Annotated in this window: 16 protein-coding genes and 1 tRNA gene; 6 read left to right on the top strand and 11 right to left on the bottom strand. The window is 72.2% G+C overall.

Annotated features, from left to right (window positions below; genetic code table 11):
* Positions 1 to 63: 63 nt before the first annotated feature.
* Positions 64 to 1227, bottom strand: coding sequence for a S1C family serine protease (locus tag ABLE53_RS16745; protein ID WP_348860193.1), 1164 nt, complete (start codon positions 1225 to 1227; stop codon positions 64 to 66).
* 104 nt (positions 1228 to 1331) lie between these two features.
* Positions 1332 to 1751 (bottom strand): universal stress protein, encoded by a 420-nt coding sequence (locus tag ABLE53_RS16740; protein WP_348860192.1) that lies wholly within the window; start codon positions 1749 to 1751, stop codon positions 1332 to 1334.
* Between the two features lie 96 nt (positions 1752 to 1847).
* Between ABLE53_RS16740 and ABLE53_RS16735 the strand changes: the two genes are divergently transcribed.
* Both ABLE53_RS16735 and ABLE53_RS16730 read left to right on the top strand, forming a co-directional pair.
* Positions 1848 to 2306 (top strand): MarR family winged helix-turn-helix transcriptional regulator, encoded by a 459-nt coding sequence (locus ABLE53_RS16735; protein ID WP_348860191.1) that lies wholly within the window; start codon positions 1848 to 1850, stop codon positions 2304 to 2306.
* Positions 2307 to 2415: 109 nt separating this feature from the next.
* Positions 2416 to 2682, top strand: coding sequence for a hypothetical protein (locus tag ABLE53_RS16730; protein ID WP_348860190.1), 267 nt, complete (start codon positions 2416 to 2418; stop codon positions 2680 to 2682).
* Positions 2683 to 2759: 77 nt separating this feature from the next.
* Here the strand turns inward: ABLE53_RS16730 and ABLE53_RS16725 are convergent, their stop codons facing one another.
* Together ABLE53_RS16725 and ABLE53_RS16720 are read right to left on the bottom strand one after the other, a co-directional pair.
* The gene (locus ABLE53_RS16725) at positions 2760 to 2945 is read right to left on the bottom strand and encodes a hypothetical protein (RefSeq protein WP_348860188.1); all 186 of its coding nucleotides are present in this window, start codon (positions 2943 to 2945) and stop codon (positions 2760 to 2762) included.
* A 37-nt stretch (positions 2946 to 2982) separates the two neighbouring features.
* Positions 2983 to 3056: transfer RNA gene (locus ABLE53_RS16720), tRNA-Arg, on the bottom strand.
* A 201-nt stretch (positions 3057 to 3257) separates the two neighbouring features.
* Here ABLE53_RS16720 and ABLE53_RS16715 point away from each other — a divergent pair.
* On the top strand, positions 3258 to 6170 hold the full coding sequence (locus ABLE53_RS16715) for a M36 family metallopeptidase (RefSeq protein ID WP_348860187.1): 2913 nt from the start codon (positions 3258 to 3260) through the stop codon (positions 6168 to 6170).
* Positions 6171 to 6176: 6 nt separating this feature from the next.
* On the opposite strand, the gene ABLE53_RS16710 is transcribed toward ABLE53_RS16715, so the two are convergent.
* The gene (locus ABLE53_RS16710; protein ID WP_348860185.1) at positions 6177 to 8339 is read right to left on the bottom strand and encodes a M28 family peptidase; all 2163 of its coding nucleotides are present in this window, start codon (positions 8337 to 8339) and stop codon (positions 6177 to 6179) included.
* A 214-nt stretch (positions 8340 to 8553) separates the two neighbouring features.
* On the opposite strand from ABLE53_RS16710, the gene ABLE53_RS16705 reads away from it, so the two are divergent.
* Positions 8554 to 9504 (top strand): endonuclease/exonuclease/phosphatase family protein, encoded by a 951-nt coding sequence (locus ABLE53_RS16705; protein ID WP_348860184.1) that lies wholly within the window; start codon positions 8554 to 8556, stop codon positions 9502 to 9504.
* A gap of 9 nt (positions 9505 to 9513) precedes the next feature.
* Here ABLE53_RS16705 and ABLE53_RS16700 read toward each other — a convergent pair whose 3' ends face one another.
* The 3 genes from ABLE53_RS16700 to ABLE53_RS16690 form a co-directional block, all read right to left on the bottom strand.
* A complete protein-coding gene (locus ABLE53_RS16700) occupies positions 9514 to 9939 on the bottom strand; it encodes a pyridoxamine 5'-phosphate oxidase family protein (RefSeq protein ID WP_348860183.1) in 426 nt (141 codons plus the stop codon).
* 12 nt (positions 9940 to 9951) lie between these two features.
* Positions 9952 to 10524: a cysteine hydrolase family protein gene (locus ABLE53_RS16695; protein WP_348860182.1), complete on the bottom strand. Its 573-nt coding sequence runs from the start codon at positions 10522 to 10524 to the stop codon at positions 9952 to 9954.
* 150 nt (positions 10525 to 10674) lie between these two features.
* Positions 10675 to 11346 (bottom strand): hypothetical protein, encoded by a 672-nt coding sequence (locus tag ABLE53_RS16690; protein WP_348860181.1) that lies wholly within the window; start codon positions 11344 to 11346, stop codon positions 10675 to 10677.
* On the opposite strand from ABLE53_RS16690, the gene ABLE53_RS16685 reads away from it, so the two are divergent.
* Positions 11333 to 11767 carry a hypothetical protein gene (locus ABLE53_RS16685; protein WP_348860180.1) on the top strand — a complete coding sequence of 145 codons (435 nt, stop codon included), beginning with the start codon at positions 11333 to 11335 and terminating at the stop codon, positions 11765 to 11767. The genes ABLE53_RS16690 and ABLE53_RS16685 overlap by 14 nt on opposite strands.
* Positions 11768 to 11847: 80 nt before the next feature.
* On the opposite strand, the gene ABLE53_RS16680 is transcribed toward ABLE53_RS16685, so the two are convergent.
* Positions 11848 to 12750: an N-acetylmuramoyl-L-alanine amidase gene (locus tag ABLE53_RS16680; RefSeq protein WP_348860179.1), complete on the bottom strand. Its 903-nt coding sequence runs from the start codon at positions 12748 to 12750 to the stop codon at positions 11848 to 11850.
* A gap of 137 nt (positions 12751 to 12887) precedes the next feature.
* Here ABLE53_RS16680 and ABLE53_RS16675 point away from each other — a divergent pair, with 137 nt between their 5' ends.
* On the top strand, positions 12888 to 14315 hold the full coding sequence (locus ABLE53_RS16675) for a hypothetical protein (RefSeq protein ID WP_348860178.1): 1428 nt from the start codon (positions 12888 to 12890) through the stop codon (positions 14313 to 14315).
* Here ABLE53_RS16675 and ABLE53_RS16670 read toward each other — a convergent pair.
* A complete protein-coding gene (locus tag ABLE53_RS16670) occupies positions 14306 to 14791 on the bottom strand; it encodes a hypothetical protein (RefSeq protein WP_348860177.1) in 486 nt (161 codons plus the stop codon). The two genes, ABLE53_RS16675 and ABLE53_RS16670, sit on opposite strands and share 10 nt — an antisense overlap.
* Positions 14792 to 14807: 16 nt before the next feature.
* On the bottom strand, positions 14808 to 16265 hold the full coding sequence (locus ABLE53_RS16665; RefSeq protein ID WP_348860176.1) for an aminopeptidase P family protein: 1458 nt from the start codon (positions 16263 to 16265) through the stop codon (positions 14808 to 14810).
* Between the last annotated feature and the right edge of the window lie 45 nt (positions 16266 to 16310).

Raw genomic sequence — 16310 nt, 5'->3', positions numbered from 1 at the left:
TCTCGGAAGTTCACCGACACGGAGGAAGCCGATGCCGGCCGGGACGTCACGCGCGCCGGGCGGTCAGGCGACCGGCGCCCGACCCAGCGTGACCGTCGCGGTGTGGGCGTCGCCCGACTCGTCGGTCCAGTGCAGGCTGACGCGGTCACCCGGCTCGTGCTTCGCGAGGACGTCAGTGATGTCGGAGAGGCTGCTGACCGAGGTCCCGTCGATCGAGGTGATCGTCGAGCCGACCGTCACGCCGGCGTCGTCGGCGGCGCCGCCGTCGACGACCCCGGCGACCCGAGGCGTGCCGGAGCCGTAGAGCTGGACGCCGAGCGCCGCGTCGTACCCGATCTCGACGTCGCCGCCATCCTTGCCGGCGATGATCTGCGCGGCGATGTCGAGGACGCGGTCGATCGGGATCGCATAGCCGGAGATGTCCGACCCGCCGCTGCTGGCGGCGACGTTCATGCCGACTACCTCGCCGTCCGCGTCGAGGAGCGCACCGCCGGAGTCACCGGAGACGATGTCGGCGTCGACCTCGATCAGGCCGGTGAGGCGGCTCTTCGAGCCGTCGTCGTCGGTCACCGTGATGGCGGTGCTCGGGTCGGTCACCGTGCCGTCGGCAGCGACGAGAGAGCCCTCGCCCTCGGCGTTGCCGACCGAGGTGACCTGTTCGCCGTCGGAGACCGCCGCCTTGTCGGTCGCGACCGTGGAGAGGCCGGAGGCGCCCTTCAGCTGCAGCACCGCGACGTCGTGGGTGTCGTCGTAGCCGAGCACCGTCGCGTCGTACGTCTTGCCGCCGGGCACCGACACCTTGATCTCGGTCGCGCCCTCGACGACGTGGTGGTTGGTCACCACGATCCCGTCGCTGCTCAGGACGAGCCCGGTGCCCGCCGCCTCCGCCGACCCGTAGTCGACGATCGTGTCGACGAGCACCACGCCCTTCGACTCGGCCGTGGTCGCCGGCTCGGTGTCCAGCGTCGTCGTACCCGAGTCCTGCGAGCCGTACGACGGCAGCCCCTCGCCGTAGCCGTAGTCACCGTAGCCACCGCCGTAGCCGTAGCCGCCATAACCGCCGCCGCCGTAGCCGTATCCACCCCCGTAGCTGTAGCCGTAGCCGTAGCCCGGAACGGGGCTGTCCACCGCCGACGCAGCAGCGGGGAGGGCGACCGGAAGTGCGACGAGCGGGATCGCCAGCGCAGAGGCGGCGAGCGTGTTGCGGAAGCGGCGGTGCTTGGCCATCGGGACCTCCTGGAAGGGCTTGACGATGACTACTGTCCGCGCGCGTTCTGTGACATCGCTGTGAGAGGCAGAGGTGTCTGCTGGGAGCCCGGAGAGCGCCGGTCTCAGGGGACGACGGTCACCGGGCAGGGGCAGTTGCGGACCGTCCGGACCGCGGTGGAGCCGAAGAACTTGTGGACCGCAGCGGTGCTCGCGCCGACGACGATCGCGTCGGCGCGACGGTCCGTCGCGATCCTGGACAGGACGGCCGCGGGATCGCCGAAGGCCGTGGTGAACGTGACCGGGACATCGGTGTGCGCGGCGACGTCCTTCACCGTCTCCTCGAGGCCGGAGCGGACCGTCGGGTCGGCGGCGGCCTGCGAGGCCCAGAAGGGGTCGTACGGCGCCGAGAGCACGTGCACGGCGAGCACAGACGCCCCCTGCCGGCCGGCGAGGCCGATGGCGTAGTGGAGCGCGTGCTCCGAGGTCGTCGATCCGTCGAACCCGACGACCACGACGGGTTCGTGTCGCTCGGGCGCCGTCATGGCTCCCGGCGCGACGGCGCGCCAGTCGGAGAGTGCACGAGGAAACTGTATTGATCGTTTATATAAAGCGTCAATGCGATCGGGTAGGGTGTCGCTGTGACCGGGGGGCCGGGGGCGACGGAGTCCGAGGTGGCGGAGGCGCTGTACGCGCTGCTGACCGCCGTCGTCCGGCGTACGCCGCGTGACCTCAGCCTCACCGCTCTCTCCACGCTTGGCACCCTCGCACGCAGCGGCCCGCGGCGCATCACCGACCTCGCCGCGGTGGAAGGGGTCACCCAGCCGGCGATGACGAGCATGGTCACGAAGCTCGCGGCGGCCGGGCACGTCGTACGCCGTCGGCACGCCTCGGACGGGCGGGTCGCCCTGGTGGAGATCACCGACGCGGGCGCCGACTACGTGGCCGGCCGGCAGCGCGAGGGCGCGGCCGAGCTCGCCGTACTCGTCTCGAAGCTCTCGCCCGCGGCCGCGGCCGCGCTCGCCCGGGCGGTTCCAGGGCTGCGCGAGCTGGTCGAGCTCGACACCGAGGAGCGCGACCCTGCCGACGAGCGCCGCTGACCGCGCCGACGCGCGGGAGGAGTACCGTCGACACGAAGCGCGGTGCCCGACGTCCGGAGGGCCCGTCACCTTCAGGGGCCGCGGGCCTCGTGAGCGGTCGGAGACGAACATGCACCAATCCACGGTCCCTTCGGTTCGTCCCGGCCCGGGCGGTCGGCTCCTCCGAGCGCGCGACCTGGAGGTGACCGCCGCCCGCGCGCGCCTGCGTGCGGCACGGGACGCCTCGCCACGGCACTGGGACTCGCAGGACCTGCGCGGCGAGCTCCTGCTCGCCCTGGAGAGGCTCGCCGCGACCGTCGTCCGGTCCGGTGCGCCGGTGCCGTACCGGCTCAGCTCCGAGATCGACCTCTACCGGCGGCTCGGACGGCTGAGCTGAGCGGTCGCGTAGTCGCAGACCCGGATGAGCACACGGGCCGGGCGCGATGCGCCCGGCCCGTCCGGTGAGATCGCCGGTCAGGCGACCGACCGGTACTCCGGTGCCTCCTGCTCCTTGACCTCGAGCGTGTGGACGACGCGCTCGGTGGTCAGCTCGTGCAGGACCAGCGCACCGGCGGCGAGGACCGCCATCGCGATCGCGTCGGCGAAGGCCAGCCAGCCAAGGGTCGCGCCGGTGAAGGCCCGGCTCCACACGATCGCCACGACGCTCGCGACCAGCGCGAAGGCGTTGATGAGGTAGCGCCCCCGACAGGATTCGAACCTGTGACCCGCGGATTAGAAGGCCGCTGCTCTATCCAGCTGAGCTACGGAGGCCGGGCCCGGGATCGGGCCGCAGGCAAGTATGCCCCAGCGGCGCCGCTCGCCACGCACTCTCGCCGACGTACGACGGCACCGGCGCGCTCCTCGGCGCTCTCCCCAAGACGGGGCATCCGCCTCTTGCCGCAACCCCGCGTCTGCCGCCAGATTGTCGTGAGGGTCTCGACGGAGGCTCGGCGCAGTGTCCGGGGGGCAGCCATGCACACGCGGAATACCAGCCTCAAGCGGTCCACGGTCGTGCTGGCCGTCGGGGTGCTGGCGATCGGCACCGGTCTGAGCACCGGCACGTCGTACGCCGCCGACCGAGCCAAGCCCACCGCAAGGGCGAGCCTCGGGAAGACCCAGCACGAGCAGCGCGGGGCCTTCGACGCCCGGTACGGGACCAGCGCTGCGGCGAAGGCCCGGCTGGCACGCACCGCCGCCAGGGCGGCGGCCCGGCCTTCGACTCGGTCGCTGCGCCGGTCGCTCGGCGACCAGGGGCTCGTCGACATCGACGGCACCACCGGTACGCCGCGGCTGGTAGGCAGGCTCGACGGGTTCCTCACCGGCGCGAGCTCGGCGTCGCCACGCTCGATCGCTCTCGGCTACGTACGGGCCCACGAGACCGCCTTCGGGCTGACCGGCCGGGACCTGACGACCCTCCACTTCCGACAGGACTACGTCGACATCGCCGGGACCCACCACCTGTCGTGGACCCAGCGGATCGGGGGCGTTGAGGTCTTCGGCAACGGGCTGGACGCCGCCGTCACCAGGACCGGGCGGCTGCTGATGATCGGCGGCTCGCCGGTCTCCGGTGCCGACGCCCCGCCGGCGGGGGCGCGCCGGATCGGCACCGCGGCCGCGGCCATCTCCGCAGCCCGGCGCAAGCTCGGCGAGCCGACGACACCCGGCCGTCGGGATGTGGCCGGGCCGGTGCTCTTCGTCACCCGCACCGGCACCCATCTGGGGTGGCGGGTGGTCACCATGTCCGCCTCGCAGCCGGCCTTGTCCGTCGTGGACGCGCACACCGCCCGGCTGCTGTACCGCCGCTCGCTCAGCTCGGACGCGAACTCCGGCGACAGCGGCGGGCTGGCCTACGCCTACTTCCCCGGGCACCGGCCCGGCGGCGAGCAGGTCTCGGTCGACTACACCCGGCGCGGCTGGCTGCCTGCCACCGCGCGGACGCTGTCGGGCAACAACTCCCACACCTACTCCGACGTGGACGACGACAACCTGGCGGAGAGCTCCGAGGAGGTGCCGCCCTCGGCCGGGAACCGGTGGGACTACCCGCTCCAGCCCTTCCATCTCTCCGACGTGTCGTTCTGTGACAACCCGTTCCCCTGCTCGTGGGATCCCGACACGCCGTTCTCGTGGCAGGCCAACCGCGCGCAGAACGCCGCCCAGGTCTTCTTCTACGTCAACAACTGGCACGACCACCTGCTGGCTGCGCCGATCGGGTTCACCGAGGCGGCCGGCAACTTCCAGGTGACGAACCGCACCCACCGTGGCAAGGGCGGTGACCCGGTCGACACCCAGACCGACGACGGCGCGAACACCAGCGCCGGGCTGCCGGACGGCAACCACCTCGACAACGCCAACATGAGCACGCCGCCGGACGGCCAGTCGCCCACGATGCAGATGTACCTGCAGCACCAGCCCGGTACCACCTACCCCGACGGGGACCCGTTCTCGCCGACCAACGTGGGCGACGAGGCCGACACCGTCTACCACGAGTACACGCATGGCCTGTCGAACCGGCTGGTCGTGGATCCCTCGGGCGACTCCACCCTAGGAGTCGTCCAGGCCGGTGCGATGGGCGAGGCCTGGAGCGACTGGTACGCGATGGACTACCTGGTCGACCAGCACCTGCAGACCGACGACCGACGCGCGGTGGACGTGGTGCTCTTCCAGTACGACGGCGCCGGCGTGGCGCTGGACCGGACCCAGCCGATGGACTGCAAGGTCGGCTCCACCGCGGAGGCCTGCAACGGGGGCGACACCGGCCACTCGGGCGGCTACACCTACGCCGACTACGGCCAGGTGTTCGGGCTCCCGGAGGTGCACTCCGACGGTGAGATCTGGGCGGAGACGCTGTGGGACCTGCGCGATGCGCTCGGCTCTGCGAAGTCCGAGTCGCTGGTGACCCGCGCCATGGAGCTCTCACCTGCCAACCCGTCGTTCCTCGACGAGCGCAACGCGATCCTGATGGCCGACACCGCGTTGTTCGGCGGCCGGGACCAGCACACCATCTGGTCGGTCTTCGCCCACCGGGGCATGGGCTTCTACGCCGGCAGCCTCGGCGCTGACGACGCGGCACCCGGTGCCGACTTCCACACCCCGCCCCACCACCCGGCCACGGCGACGATCACAGGCGCGGTCACCGACCCGGACACCGGCGCGCCCGTCTCCGGTGCCACCGTGACACTGGCGTTCCAGGGCGGGTCCGGGCCGGTCAACCCGTCGGCCACCACCGGCGACGACGGCACGTATCAGCTCGGCCCCGTGCCGGTCGGCACCTACCAGAAGCTGCAGGTCAGCGCCCCCGGCTTCGACCCCGTGACGACGGCGGTGACCGTCACCGGGCGCGGCGCGGTCGAGGACTTCACCCTGCGTCGTGACTGGGCGTCGGAGACCGGCGGTGCCTCGATCAGCGACTTCAACGGGCCGGACTACTCCCCTGTCTGTGGGCCCGACGGCGCCATCGACAACAGCCTGAGCACCGGGTGGGGCAGCACCACCGGCGACGACGCAGGCGACCCGACGAACGTGTTCGTGCCCAAGCACATCACGGTGCGGCTGCCGCAGGGTGTGGACGTCTCGCAGTTCGCGGTCGATCCCTCGGCCACCTGCGGGGACGGCGCGAGCGCCTCGACCGGCGCCTTCTCGATCGAGACCTCGCAGGACGGCACCACCTGGACCACCGCGGCCACGGGTTCCTTCACCTCCGCCGACCTCGGTCGGCTGAACCCGATCGTCCCCACCGCGGGCAGCCAGGGCGTCACGTACGTGCGGTTCACGATCCTGGGCAACCAGACCCCGGACTTCGCGACCAGCTGCCCCGACGGTGCGTTCTCAGGTTGCTCGTACACCGACCTGACCGAGCTCGAGGTGTACGGGGCCCCGGCGTCCTAGTGATGCTCACTGCAGCGTGCGGGTGGCCGATCTCAGGCTGTCGTGGAGGGTGTTCGCGTAGCGCTGCGCCTCACCGGTGTCGTTGCGGAGGAACAGTGCGTCGTTGATCGCCGGCAGGACCTGCGTGCCGTAGCCGGAGTTGACGCCGGGCGCGTAGATCTGGTGGCGGTACCACGACCGTCCGGGCAGACCGGCGCCGACGAGCAGCTCGCGTTCGACCTTCTCCAGGCGCCGCGTGAGTGCGTCGAGGGTGCGTGCGTCGGCGTTCGCGTCGAGCTTCGCGTCGATCGTCGACTGCAGCTTCTCGGCGGCGTCCGACCAGCCGGCCGCCTGCTCCTTGTCCGGCCCGAGGTCGACCACCTGGCGCCCGAAGGCGCTCTCCTGCTGGGAAGCGAGGTCGTCGAGGTACTGGCCTACCTCGTCGGCGTACGGCTGGTAGTGCAGCGGCACCACGTCGGCGTCGGCGAGGCGCATCGTGGTGAGGCCGACGACCTGCGCGGTCGCGACGTGGTACTTCCAGCCGGGGTCGATGAAGTGGTCCTCCATGTAGAAGTTGTCGCAGCTGCAGTGGTAGTCGCCGCTGTGGGTGGAGGAGCCGATGTCCGCCGCGGGGACGCCGTAGTGGTCGAGGTACGCCGTGTAGTCCGACCCGCTGCCCAGCCGCCCGGGCGTCGGGGTGGCGTCGTCGCTGTTGTCGGCCCACTCGTCGTACGCCGAGCCGTCGGTGCCGGGCCACGGGACGTGCTTGGCGACGTCGCTGATGACGCCGTCGAGCGAGGGGACCGAGGACGCGCCGAAGTGCTCACCGCCCGCACCGTCCATGTTGAGGTACGCCACGACCTTGCCGAGCCGCTTGGCGCCCTGGTCCTCGGCGTACTCGGTGGAGCCGAACAGGCCGTACTCCTCGCCGTCCCAGGTGCTGAGTCGGATCGTCCGCGCCGGCCGCCAGCCGGTCGACTCGAGGTTGTGCAGCCCGCGCGCGATCTGCAGCACGGCCTCCGCGCCGGACAGGTTGTCGTCGCTGCCGTAGGTCCAGGCGTCGTGGTGGGCGCCGACCTGCACGATCTCGTCGGGGTGCGTGGCGCCCGGGATCGTGACCGTGACGTCGTACACCGGCTTCACGGAATAGTCGATGTCGAGATCCATGTGGACCGTGGAGCCGGAGCCGAGGCGGTAGGTCAGCGGCAGGCCGCCCTGCCACTCCTTCGGTGCCTCCGGCCCGCCGAGGTGCTCCAGGATCGGCTTCGCCGAGGCGTAGCTCAGCGGCGTCGTCGGCAGCCTGGCGATGTTGGCCTTGCTCGGGTCGATCCGCTTCGCGTGCTTCGTCGCCGGCTTGCCGGGGGTCAGGGGGTCCCCGCCGTACTGCCAGAGCTCCTGGACGCTGCCGCGCTGGATGCCGTCGGGCGCGCGCCACGGACCGTCCGGGTACGTCGTACCCCTGGTGTCGCCGTCGTCCGCGGGGTCGGAGTAGATGAGCACGCCCTTGGCGCCGTGCTCGGCCGCGAGGTTGGTCTTCACGCCCCGGAAGACCTTGCCGTAGCGGGTGAGCACGATCTTGCCCTTGACGCTGACGCCCTGCTCGGCGAGCGTCGCGTAGTCGTCGGTCGTGCCGTAGTTCGCGTAGACGACCGGGGCGGTGACGTCGCCGGACGGTGAGAGCGCGTTGTAGCCGACCACGGTGTGCCGGCAGTCGGTCTCGACCGAGCGGCACTTCTCCTTGTTGGCCGCCTGGAAGTGCACCGGCGAGGTGAGCTCCACGCCGATGTGCTTCGGCGTGGACATGTAGACGTAGTAGGTGTGCACCCGCGGCGAGAGGCCGAAGGACCGCAGCCGCGCCACGATCTGCTCCATGCGGCGCTCGTCGCCCGGCGTACCGACCGTCGCCGTGTGCTCCGCCAGCTGCTCGTCGAGCTCGCGGGCGAGCGCGGCGGACGGCTGGTCCATGAACGCGTCCTCCGCGGCGCGCTCGCTCGCGCTCGAGGCGGTGGTGAAGCCGTCGAGGCGTGGCTCGTCAGCCTCGCCTGGGGCAGGGGCCACGACCGAGAGCGCGACCGCGCTGGCCGCAGCCGCTGCGAACGCCGTGCCTCGTCGGAGCAGCCGGGTCGTGGATCTGCGCCCGGGTGACTGCTCGTGTCCTCGCGTGGATCCCGATGGGCGGGTTGTGGTCATGGGGTCCTCCTTCGTCCCGAGTCGAGGGTGTTCCCGCTCTTTACCTTAGGGCTGGTCCAGACCACCGTGGAGCGTTCTGCCGCCCCACGGGAGAGCGGCGGCCACGTTGTCGAACGGCTTCTCCCGCCGAGTGCCGCTGCCGGCGTATCGCGAGCAGACTGGTCGTGCTCTTCGGAGGGCGGGAGCAGCGATCCTCGACTGCAGGGAGGCAGCGATGGTCACGATCGGGACGTGGAACCTGGAGAACCTGTATCGCCCGGGCGGTGACGGGCCGACGACGCAGGAGGCGTACGACGCCAAGCTGGCGACCCTGGTCGACACCATCAAGGCGCACGCGCCGGACGTGCTGGCGGTGCAGGAGGTGGGACAGCCGGCGGCGTTCACCGACCTGCTCGAGGCGCTCGGCGCCGGATGGAACGGGGTGCTGTCGGGCCATCCGGACGCCCGCGGGATCCGGGTCGGCTTCCTCTCCCGGGTCGCGGCGTCGGCGACGACGGATCTGCTCGCGTTCCCCGCGAGCCTCGAGCCGGTCCAGGTCGGCGACCCGGCCGCGGAGGGTGAGCCGCCCGCGATGGAGGCTGCGATGGGGCGCGGCGGGCTGCACGCGACGTACGACGTCGGCGGTGTGACCTGGGACCTCGTCACGGTCCACCTGAAGTCGAAGCTGCTGACCTACCCGGGCGGGCGGTTCGCTCCGCGCGACGAGGACCAGCGGGCGAGGTACGGCGCGTACGCGCTCTTCCGGCGTACGGCGGAGGCGACCACGGTGCGGATGCACGTGAACACGCTGCTCACCGACCTCGACACCCGCCGCGTCGTCGTGCTCGGCGACCTCAACGACACCGAGCAGGCGGCGACGACGCAGCTGCTCTACGGGCCGAGCGGGTCGCAGTTCGGGACCGGCGGGTTCAGCCACCCGGACAAGGGCGACGTCGCGCGGCTGTGGAACCTCGCGCCCCAGCTGCCGGCCGACCACCACTACTCGCGGATCAACGAGGGCCAGCCCGAGCTCATCGACCACATCCTGATCAGCCACGCGCTGCTCGACGGGTTCAGGTCGGTCGACGCCGACGTGTCCCAGCTGGAGAGCATCACGCCCGATCCGCGGGCGCGTGCCAATGCGCCTGCGTCCGACCACGCGCCGCTGATCGCGCAGTTCGCGTGACCGCCGCGCTCAGCGCGGGATCTTGGTGAAGTCCCAGCTCATGATCTTGGTCGGCTCGATGCGCAGCCAGGCGTGCCGGCCGTCGTCGAGGAACTCGTCACTGCCGTGGTACTTCCGCGCGAACTCGGTCCGTGGCCCGTCGCCCGTCGGCGCGGCAAGCCCTGAGATCTCGACACCGCGCAGCACGTCGTACTCCTCGCCGCTGTCGACCACCGCGGACACCCGCGGCTCGCGGACCACGTCCGCCCAGCGCTGGCTGCGGGTCAGCGACCAGAGCCAGAGTGCCGATCCGTCCCACACGAACCAGAGGGGTACGACGTGCGGGTGGCCGTCCGCTCCGACGGTCGCCACCCGGCACGTGCGCTCCGTGGCCAGGTAGGCGTCCCGCTCCGCCTCGCTCATCGCGATCCGACGGGAGCGACGCTGCTGCCTCATGACCGCAGGATGTCAGAGGTCGGTGCCGAGGGTCGTGATCCACTCGTCGGTAGTGGTGACGACCGCCTGCTTGGGGAAGACCTTCTCCAGCAGGACCCGGTGCACCTCGGGGTCGCGGTCGGCGCACGCGTCGGCGAGCACGACGAGGCGGAAGTCGAGGTCGGCCGCCTGCCGCAGCGTGGAGAGCACGACGCCACTGGTCGCGATGCCGGCGAGGACCAGGGTGTCGACGCCGGCGGCGCGGAGGAGGACGTCGAGGTCGCTGCCGCTGAAGGCGCTCACCCGGCGCTTCACCACGACCGGCTCGTCGGGCCGGGGAGCCAGCGCAGCGTGGATCTGTGTCGCCGCATGCTCCTCGAGCATCCCCTCGCCCGACCGCGCGAGGCGACCGAACGTCGGGTTGCTCGCCGAGATCTCCGGGTGGCCCGGTCGGAAGGCCACCCGGACGAACATCACCGGGACTCCCGCCTCCCGCGCCGCGTCGGCGGCGCGGCGGGCGGTGTCCACGACGCCCGTCCCGTCGTACCGCTCGACGATCTCCTGCTGGAAGTCCATGACCAGGAGGGCGGGACGGGGGTCGGGCATCGGAGCTCCTTCTCGGCGCGGGCGGGCGTCGCACCGAGCATAGGGAGACGATTCACCCGCCTGCGCACCAGCGTCGGCCAGCTCCACCACGGGATGAGCCTTCCTCGGCTAGGGCCGGATACCCCCGGCGGTTAGGGTGCAGGGCGTGACTCAGCGCTTCTGTACCTCCTGTGGCCGCTCGGTCGACGGGATGAAGTTCTGCACGGGCTGCGGGACGCCGGTCGGTGATGCCGCGGCCGGGCCTGCCTCCGTGGCCCGGCCCGGGCACGCCCCCGAGCCGGTCCCGAATCCGTCGTCGCCCGCGCCGGTGCCGGGGATGCAGCCGCCGACCCAGGGCGTTCCTGCCCCGACCCAGGGGGTCCCGGCGCCCGTGTGGACGCAGCCGGTGCCCCAGGCGCCGTCCGCGCCGCCGTCCGCGCCGCCGTCCGCGCCGCCGTCCGCGCCGCCGTCCGCGCCGCCGTCCGCGCCGCCGTCCGCGCCGCCGTCCGCGCCGCCGTCTGCGCCGCCGTCCGCGCCGCCACCGGGGCCGCCGCCGGGCTTCGCGCCGGGCCAGTTGCCGGCAGGCCAGCCGCGGAGCGGCCGGCCGGCGGCGCCGTGGCGCGGCCGGAGCAAGAGCCCGTGGATCGCGCTGGGCGTCGTCCTCGTCGTCCTCGTCGGCGGCCTCGCGTTCGCGCTGGGGACGATCGCGAACCGCGACGACAGTGGCTCGACGGTGACCTCGCCGGTCTCCGACACCGACGAGGGCGCGGCGGGCGCGACGACCCCGAAGGCGTCGACGTCCCCGACCACGACGGCGGCGGGGGAGAAGGTGGCGCGCAGCATCTCGGCGCTGCTGGCCGACTCGATGAACGACAAGAGCGACATCCAGGACGCCGCGAGCGACCTCACCGCCTGCCGCGGCATCGACAAGGCGGTGCGGACCTTCACGACCGCCGCCGCCTCGCGCGGGCGGCTGGTGCGGCAGATCGGTCGGCTCGACACCGGCAAGCTGCCGGGCTCGGCCAGGGTCGTCGCGCAGCTGAGCGAGGCGTGGACGGCGTCCAAGAAGGCGGACCTCGCCTTCGCGGCCTGGGGCCGCTCGATGCACAAGACCAAGAAGAGCTGCCACAGCGACCACGGCGCCCAGCGCCGCGCGGTCGACCAGAGCGTCAAGAGCCACGCCCCGAAGCGGGCCGCGGCACGGGCGTGGAACCCGATCGCGACGAGGTACGGCCTCCCGACGGTGGCCTGGAAGCAGCTCTAGCCTCCCGGCGCCCGACGGCGGTGGAGCAGCAACCGATCTGTCCAGTAGAACCGTTGCTGAGCCACCGCTGCGTGGCAGGGTCAGCCGTCCCGCGAGCGCCGGACGAACTCGGTCATCGCCGCGGCGATCTGGTGGGCTGCCTTCCGCTGGAACGCGTCCGAGGTGAGCATCGCGGCGTCCTCGGCGTTGCGCATGTTGCCGGCCTCGAGCAGCACCTGCGGCACGGTCGTCAGGTTCAGCCCCGCGAGGTCGTCGCGGGTGGTGAGGCCGTCGACGCCGTCGTACGTCGAGGTCGGCATGCCCGTCTTGCGGAACGAGTCGCGCAGGATCCCGGCGTACCGCCGCGACGCGGGTACGACGGCGTCGTTGGTGCCCGAGGGGACCGGCTGCAGGATCGCGAAGCCGCGTCCGGAGTCAGGGCCGCCGTCAGCGTGGATGTCGATGGCGACGTCGGCGTGCGCGCGGTTGATGATCCGGGCGCGCTGGTCGATGCAGGGCCCGACGCCGGTGTCGTCGGTGCGCGTCATCACGACCCTCGCGCCGCGGCTCCGCAGCTCACTCGCCAGGAAGCTCGCCACCCGGAAGTTGAAGCGCGACTCGGGGTAACCGGCGTACGTCGCGGTGCCGGTGGTGTTGCAGTCCTCGTAGGTCCGCCCGTTCCAGACCTGGCGCGTGATCACGTCGGTCGCGGTGTGGTTGAGACCGTTGTGGCCGGGGTCGATGCCGACGGTGACGCCAGCCAGCGGGGGTCGTGCCCGCTTCGGCTTCGGTGCCCGGTCGGTCGCGCTCGGCGATCCCGACGGCGACGGCGTGGCCGAACCCGTCCGGCCGGCCGCGGCGTCCGTCGAAGCGATCGTCGGGTCACTCGTCGGGCCGGCTGCGTGCTCGGAGCCCTCGGTCGCGCCGCAGCCTGCGAGACCCGCCGCCCCGGCCAGCAGAGTCGCCGCTGCGGCCGTGGCGGCGTACTCGCGCAGGCGCGGCATGGTTTCGACTCCTCGGCACGGGGAAGGGAACGGCGATCGACCCGCGGTGTCGACAGCACGAGGTCGGCCTTCGATGCTAGACAGGCCACCTGCGACCCGGCCAATCACCGCAGACCCCGACCGACCGGAGGACAGACGTGACAGACCAGGCCATCGTGATCCTGCGCAGCGGGTGGCGTACGGCGGGGACCGTCGCGGCCGCCACCGTCGGCTCGGCGCTGCTCCTCTCCCTCGTGCTGGCGTTCGTCGGCAAGCAGCCGGACGTGTCGGTCCACGACACCTTCACGCTCATGACCGCGCTGATGACCGGCGCGTTCGGGGCCTCGTTCGGCGGCAGCGCGGAGGACTCCGGCATCTCGGTCAACGCAAGCGCGAGCGCGATCCCGCTCACCATCACCCTGGTCGCGCTGGCCGCGACGGTGATCGTGTTCCGTCGTGCCACGGCGGGCTACGGACGCCCGTTGGAGGCGCTCATCGACGCGCTGCGCGCGGCGTTGATCTGCGGTCTGGTGATGATGATCTTCGCGCTCGTCTTCACCGCCGACTCCGACGGCACCAAGATCCACGCGAGCGCGGTCGGCGCCTTCTTCCTCACGCTGATCCTCGTCTTCGGCGTCCTCGCCGTCACCGTCCTGCTGCGCCGCGACTGGCTCCACGCCCACTGGGCGCAGCTGCTCCACGACTGGGCGCGCGCGCCGATCCTGGGGCTGGTCGCGGTCTTCGCGCTGCTCCCCGTGGCCGGGATCATCGCCGCCCTCGCCGTGCTCCTGATCGGGAAGGGCAGCTCCGGCTACACCGGCGACTTCACCGGCGCCGACTGGCGGCTGGTGGTCATCGGCGTCATCGCGTACGCCGGCAACCTCGGCCTGTGGGCCATCACCCTCGGCACCTGCGGCAAGGTCGGGGTCTTCGGCATCGACCAGATCCTGTCGATGGTCTCCAGCCTCAGCGAGAGCCTCGGCGGCGACAGCCAGGAGTTCCCCACCGGCGGCCGCCTGACCTGGTTCACCGGGACCTTCCACGAGCCCGGCCTGTGGGTCACGGTCGTCCTCACCCCGCTCCTCCTCGCCGCGGCGGCGTACGCCGTCGTACGCGCCACCGGCTACGCCGGCAAGGGCCACCCGGCCGGGCCGTCGGCCCTGCGCGGGCTGCTCGTCTGGGTCGTCGCGCTGCTGGTCGCCGTGCCGATCTTCGTCAGGGTCGCCAACCTCCACGCCCACGTCGAGGGGCCGTTCGGCATCGACCTGAGCCCGGCCGTCGGAGCCTCGGGCGTGGGCGCGACGTTCCTGCTGTTCGCCTACGCGCTGATCATCGCGGCGATCCTGGCGTTCGCGCTCGGGCTGCTCGACGCGGCGACCGTACGCCGCGCCGGCGCCGCCGTCCGCACCCGGCTCCAGGAGCCGTCGCCGACCGGCTACGGCCAGCAGGGCTACGGCCGCCCGCCCGCGGGACCGCCCGGCGGGCCGACCCAGCCGCCGCCGGCGTACCGGCCACCGCAGGCGTACCCCCAGAGCCCGCCCCAGAGCCCGCCGCAGGCCCCTCCGCAGGGACCGGCTCAGGGCTGAGCGCGGCGCGCGGCCACCATCTGCTGCTCCCGCCCGGAGCGAGCGGCGGCGTGGCCGACGCTGACACCAGCCATCACGACCAGGAGCACCCAGAAGAGCCAGGTCTCCCACTCCATCCCCTCGACCAGCTCCCAGGTCTCCTTGGCCGCGATCAGGAAGCCGCCGCAGCCCACCATCAGCCAGGCGGCCGCCTTGTTGACGAAGCCCAGGAACGCCTCGAAGTCCTCGTCCGAGAGCCGTGCCACCATCTCCCGGCGCATCCGGTCACTGCGGGACTTCGAGATGAAGTACGCCGCCGGCGGGATCAGCCACCACCAGGGGGACACCGGCTCGGGCCGGCCGACCTCCGCGGCCACCGCGGCGATCCGGTCGCGCTCGATGTCCTCGTCGCGCAGCTCCAGGACCGCCTGGTAGACCGGGCCCGCGACCAGCAGCCATGCCCCGGCGAAGCCGCACCACAGGATCAGCTCGTGCATGCGGGCAGCGTAGAGGTCAGAGGTGCTGCCCCATCCACGCCTCGACGTCGGCCGGGGTCCGGGGGAGGGCTGCGGACAGGTTCCGGGCACCGTCGGCGGTGACGAGGACGTCGTCCTCGATCCGGATGCCGATGCCGCGCAGCTCCTCGGGGACGAGGAGGTCGTCCTCCTGGAAGTAGAGGCCCGGCTCGACGGTGAGGCACATGCCCGCGTCGAGGGTGCCCTCGTAGTAGGCCTCGGCCGAGGCGCCGGCGCAGTCGTGGACGTCGAGGCCCAGCATGTGGCTGACGCCGTGGAGGGTCCAGCGGGAGTAGACCTTGCTGTCCTCGTCGAGCGCCTCCTCGACCGACACCGGCAGCAGCCCGAGGTCGCCGAGGCCGTGCGCGAGCACCTCGATCGCGGCGTGGTGCGGGTCGCGGAACTTCGCACCCGGGCGCACCGCCGCGATCCCGGCCTCCTGGGCGCGGAGCACGAGCTCGTAGAGGTCGCGCTGGAGCGGGGTGTAGGTGCCGCTGATCGGGAGGGTGCGGGTGATGTCGGCGGTGTAGAGGTTGCGGCCCTCCACGCCCATGTCGAGCAGCACCATCTCACCGGGGCTGATCGGCCCGGTGTTGTCGATCCAGTGCAGGGTCGTGGCGTGCTTGCCGCCGCCGACGATCGAGTCGTAGCCGAGGTCGTTGCCCATCGCGCGGGCGCGGCGGAAGAAGGTGCCCTCGATCCAGCGCTCGCCGTACTTCAGCGCGTCGGACCAGTCCTTGACGCAGTCCTCGAAGCCGAGCGCGGTGATGTCGCAGGCCTCCTGCAGCTCGCCGACCTCCCACTCGTCCTTGACGAGGCGCATCTCCGCGACGACCCGGGCGAGGTCCCCGTCGAGGGTCTCGTCCGGGGCGACCAGCCCGTCGACGTACGCCGAGCGGCCGCGCAGCACGCGGGTCTTGGCGGAGCCCCTGAGCGCGTCCTCGAGCTCGTCGACGTGGCGGACCTCGATGCCGAGCGAGTCGCTGATCTCCTTCGCCGAGGGGCGCCGGCCGACCCACAGCTCGCCGTACATGCGGTCGCGGAAGAACTCGTCGGTCTCGCGCGAGGAACGCGGCCGTGCGTAGAGCACCGCCTCGCCGTCCTCGACCACCAGGACCGCGTCGGAGGTCTGGTTGCCGGTGAAGTAGGTGTGGGCGGTGTCGGGGCGGAAGCGGTACTCGGTGTCGTTGGCGCGGGTCTTGTAGGTCCCCGCCGGGATCACCAGCCGCTCGCCGGGGAACGTCTCGGCCAGCCTCGCGCGCCGGGCGGCGGCGTACGGCGTGATCGGGTGCGACGGCAGGTCCAGATCACGATCGCCCCAGCCCTGGCGCATGAACGCCGACCACGCCTCGGGGACCGACGGATCGTGGCCCTCCGTCTTGAGCGTCTCGCCGGCGGGCTCCTCCGGCAGCACGGTCTCGGGCTCGGCGGGGGCGTTGAGGTCCTCGGCGGTCATGGCGCAAGCGTACGCCGAGGGCCGCTCGCGGCGCCCGTGCGTTAC

The organism is Nocardioides asiaticus (assembly GCF_040049175.1).
GTDB classification, from domain to species: domain Bacteria; phylum Actinomycetota; class Actinomycetes; order Propionibacteriales; family Nocardioidaceae; genus Nocardioides; species Nocardioides cheoyonin.
The sequence above is the reverse complement of the archived record's forward strand: the minus strand, read 5'-3'. Positions and strand labels throughout refer to the sequence as shown.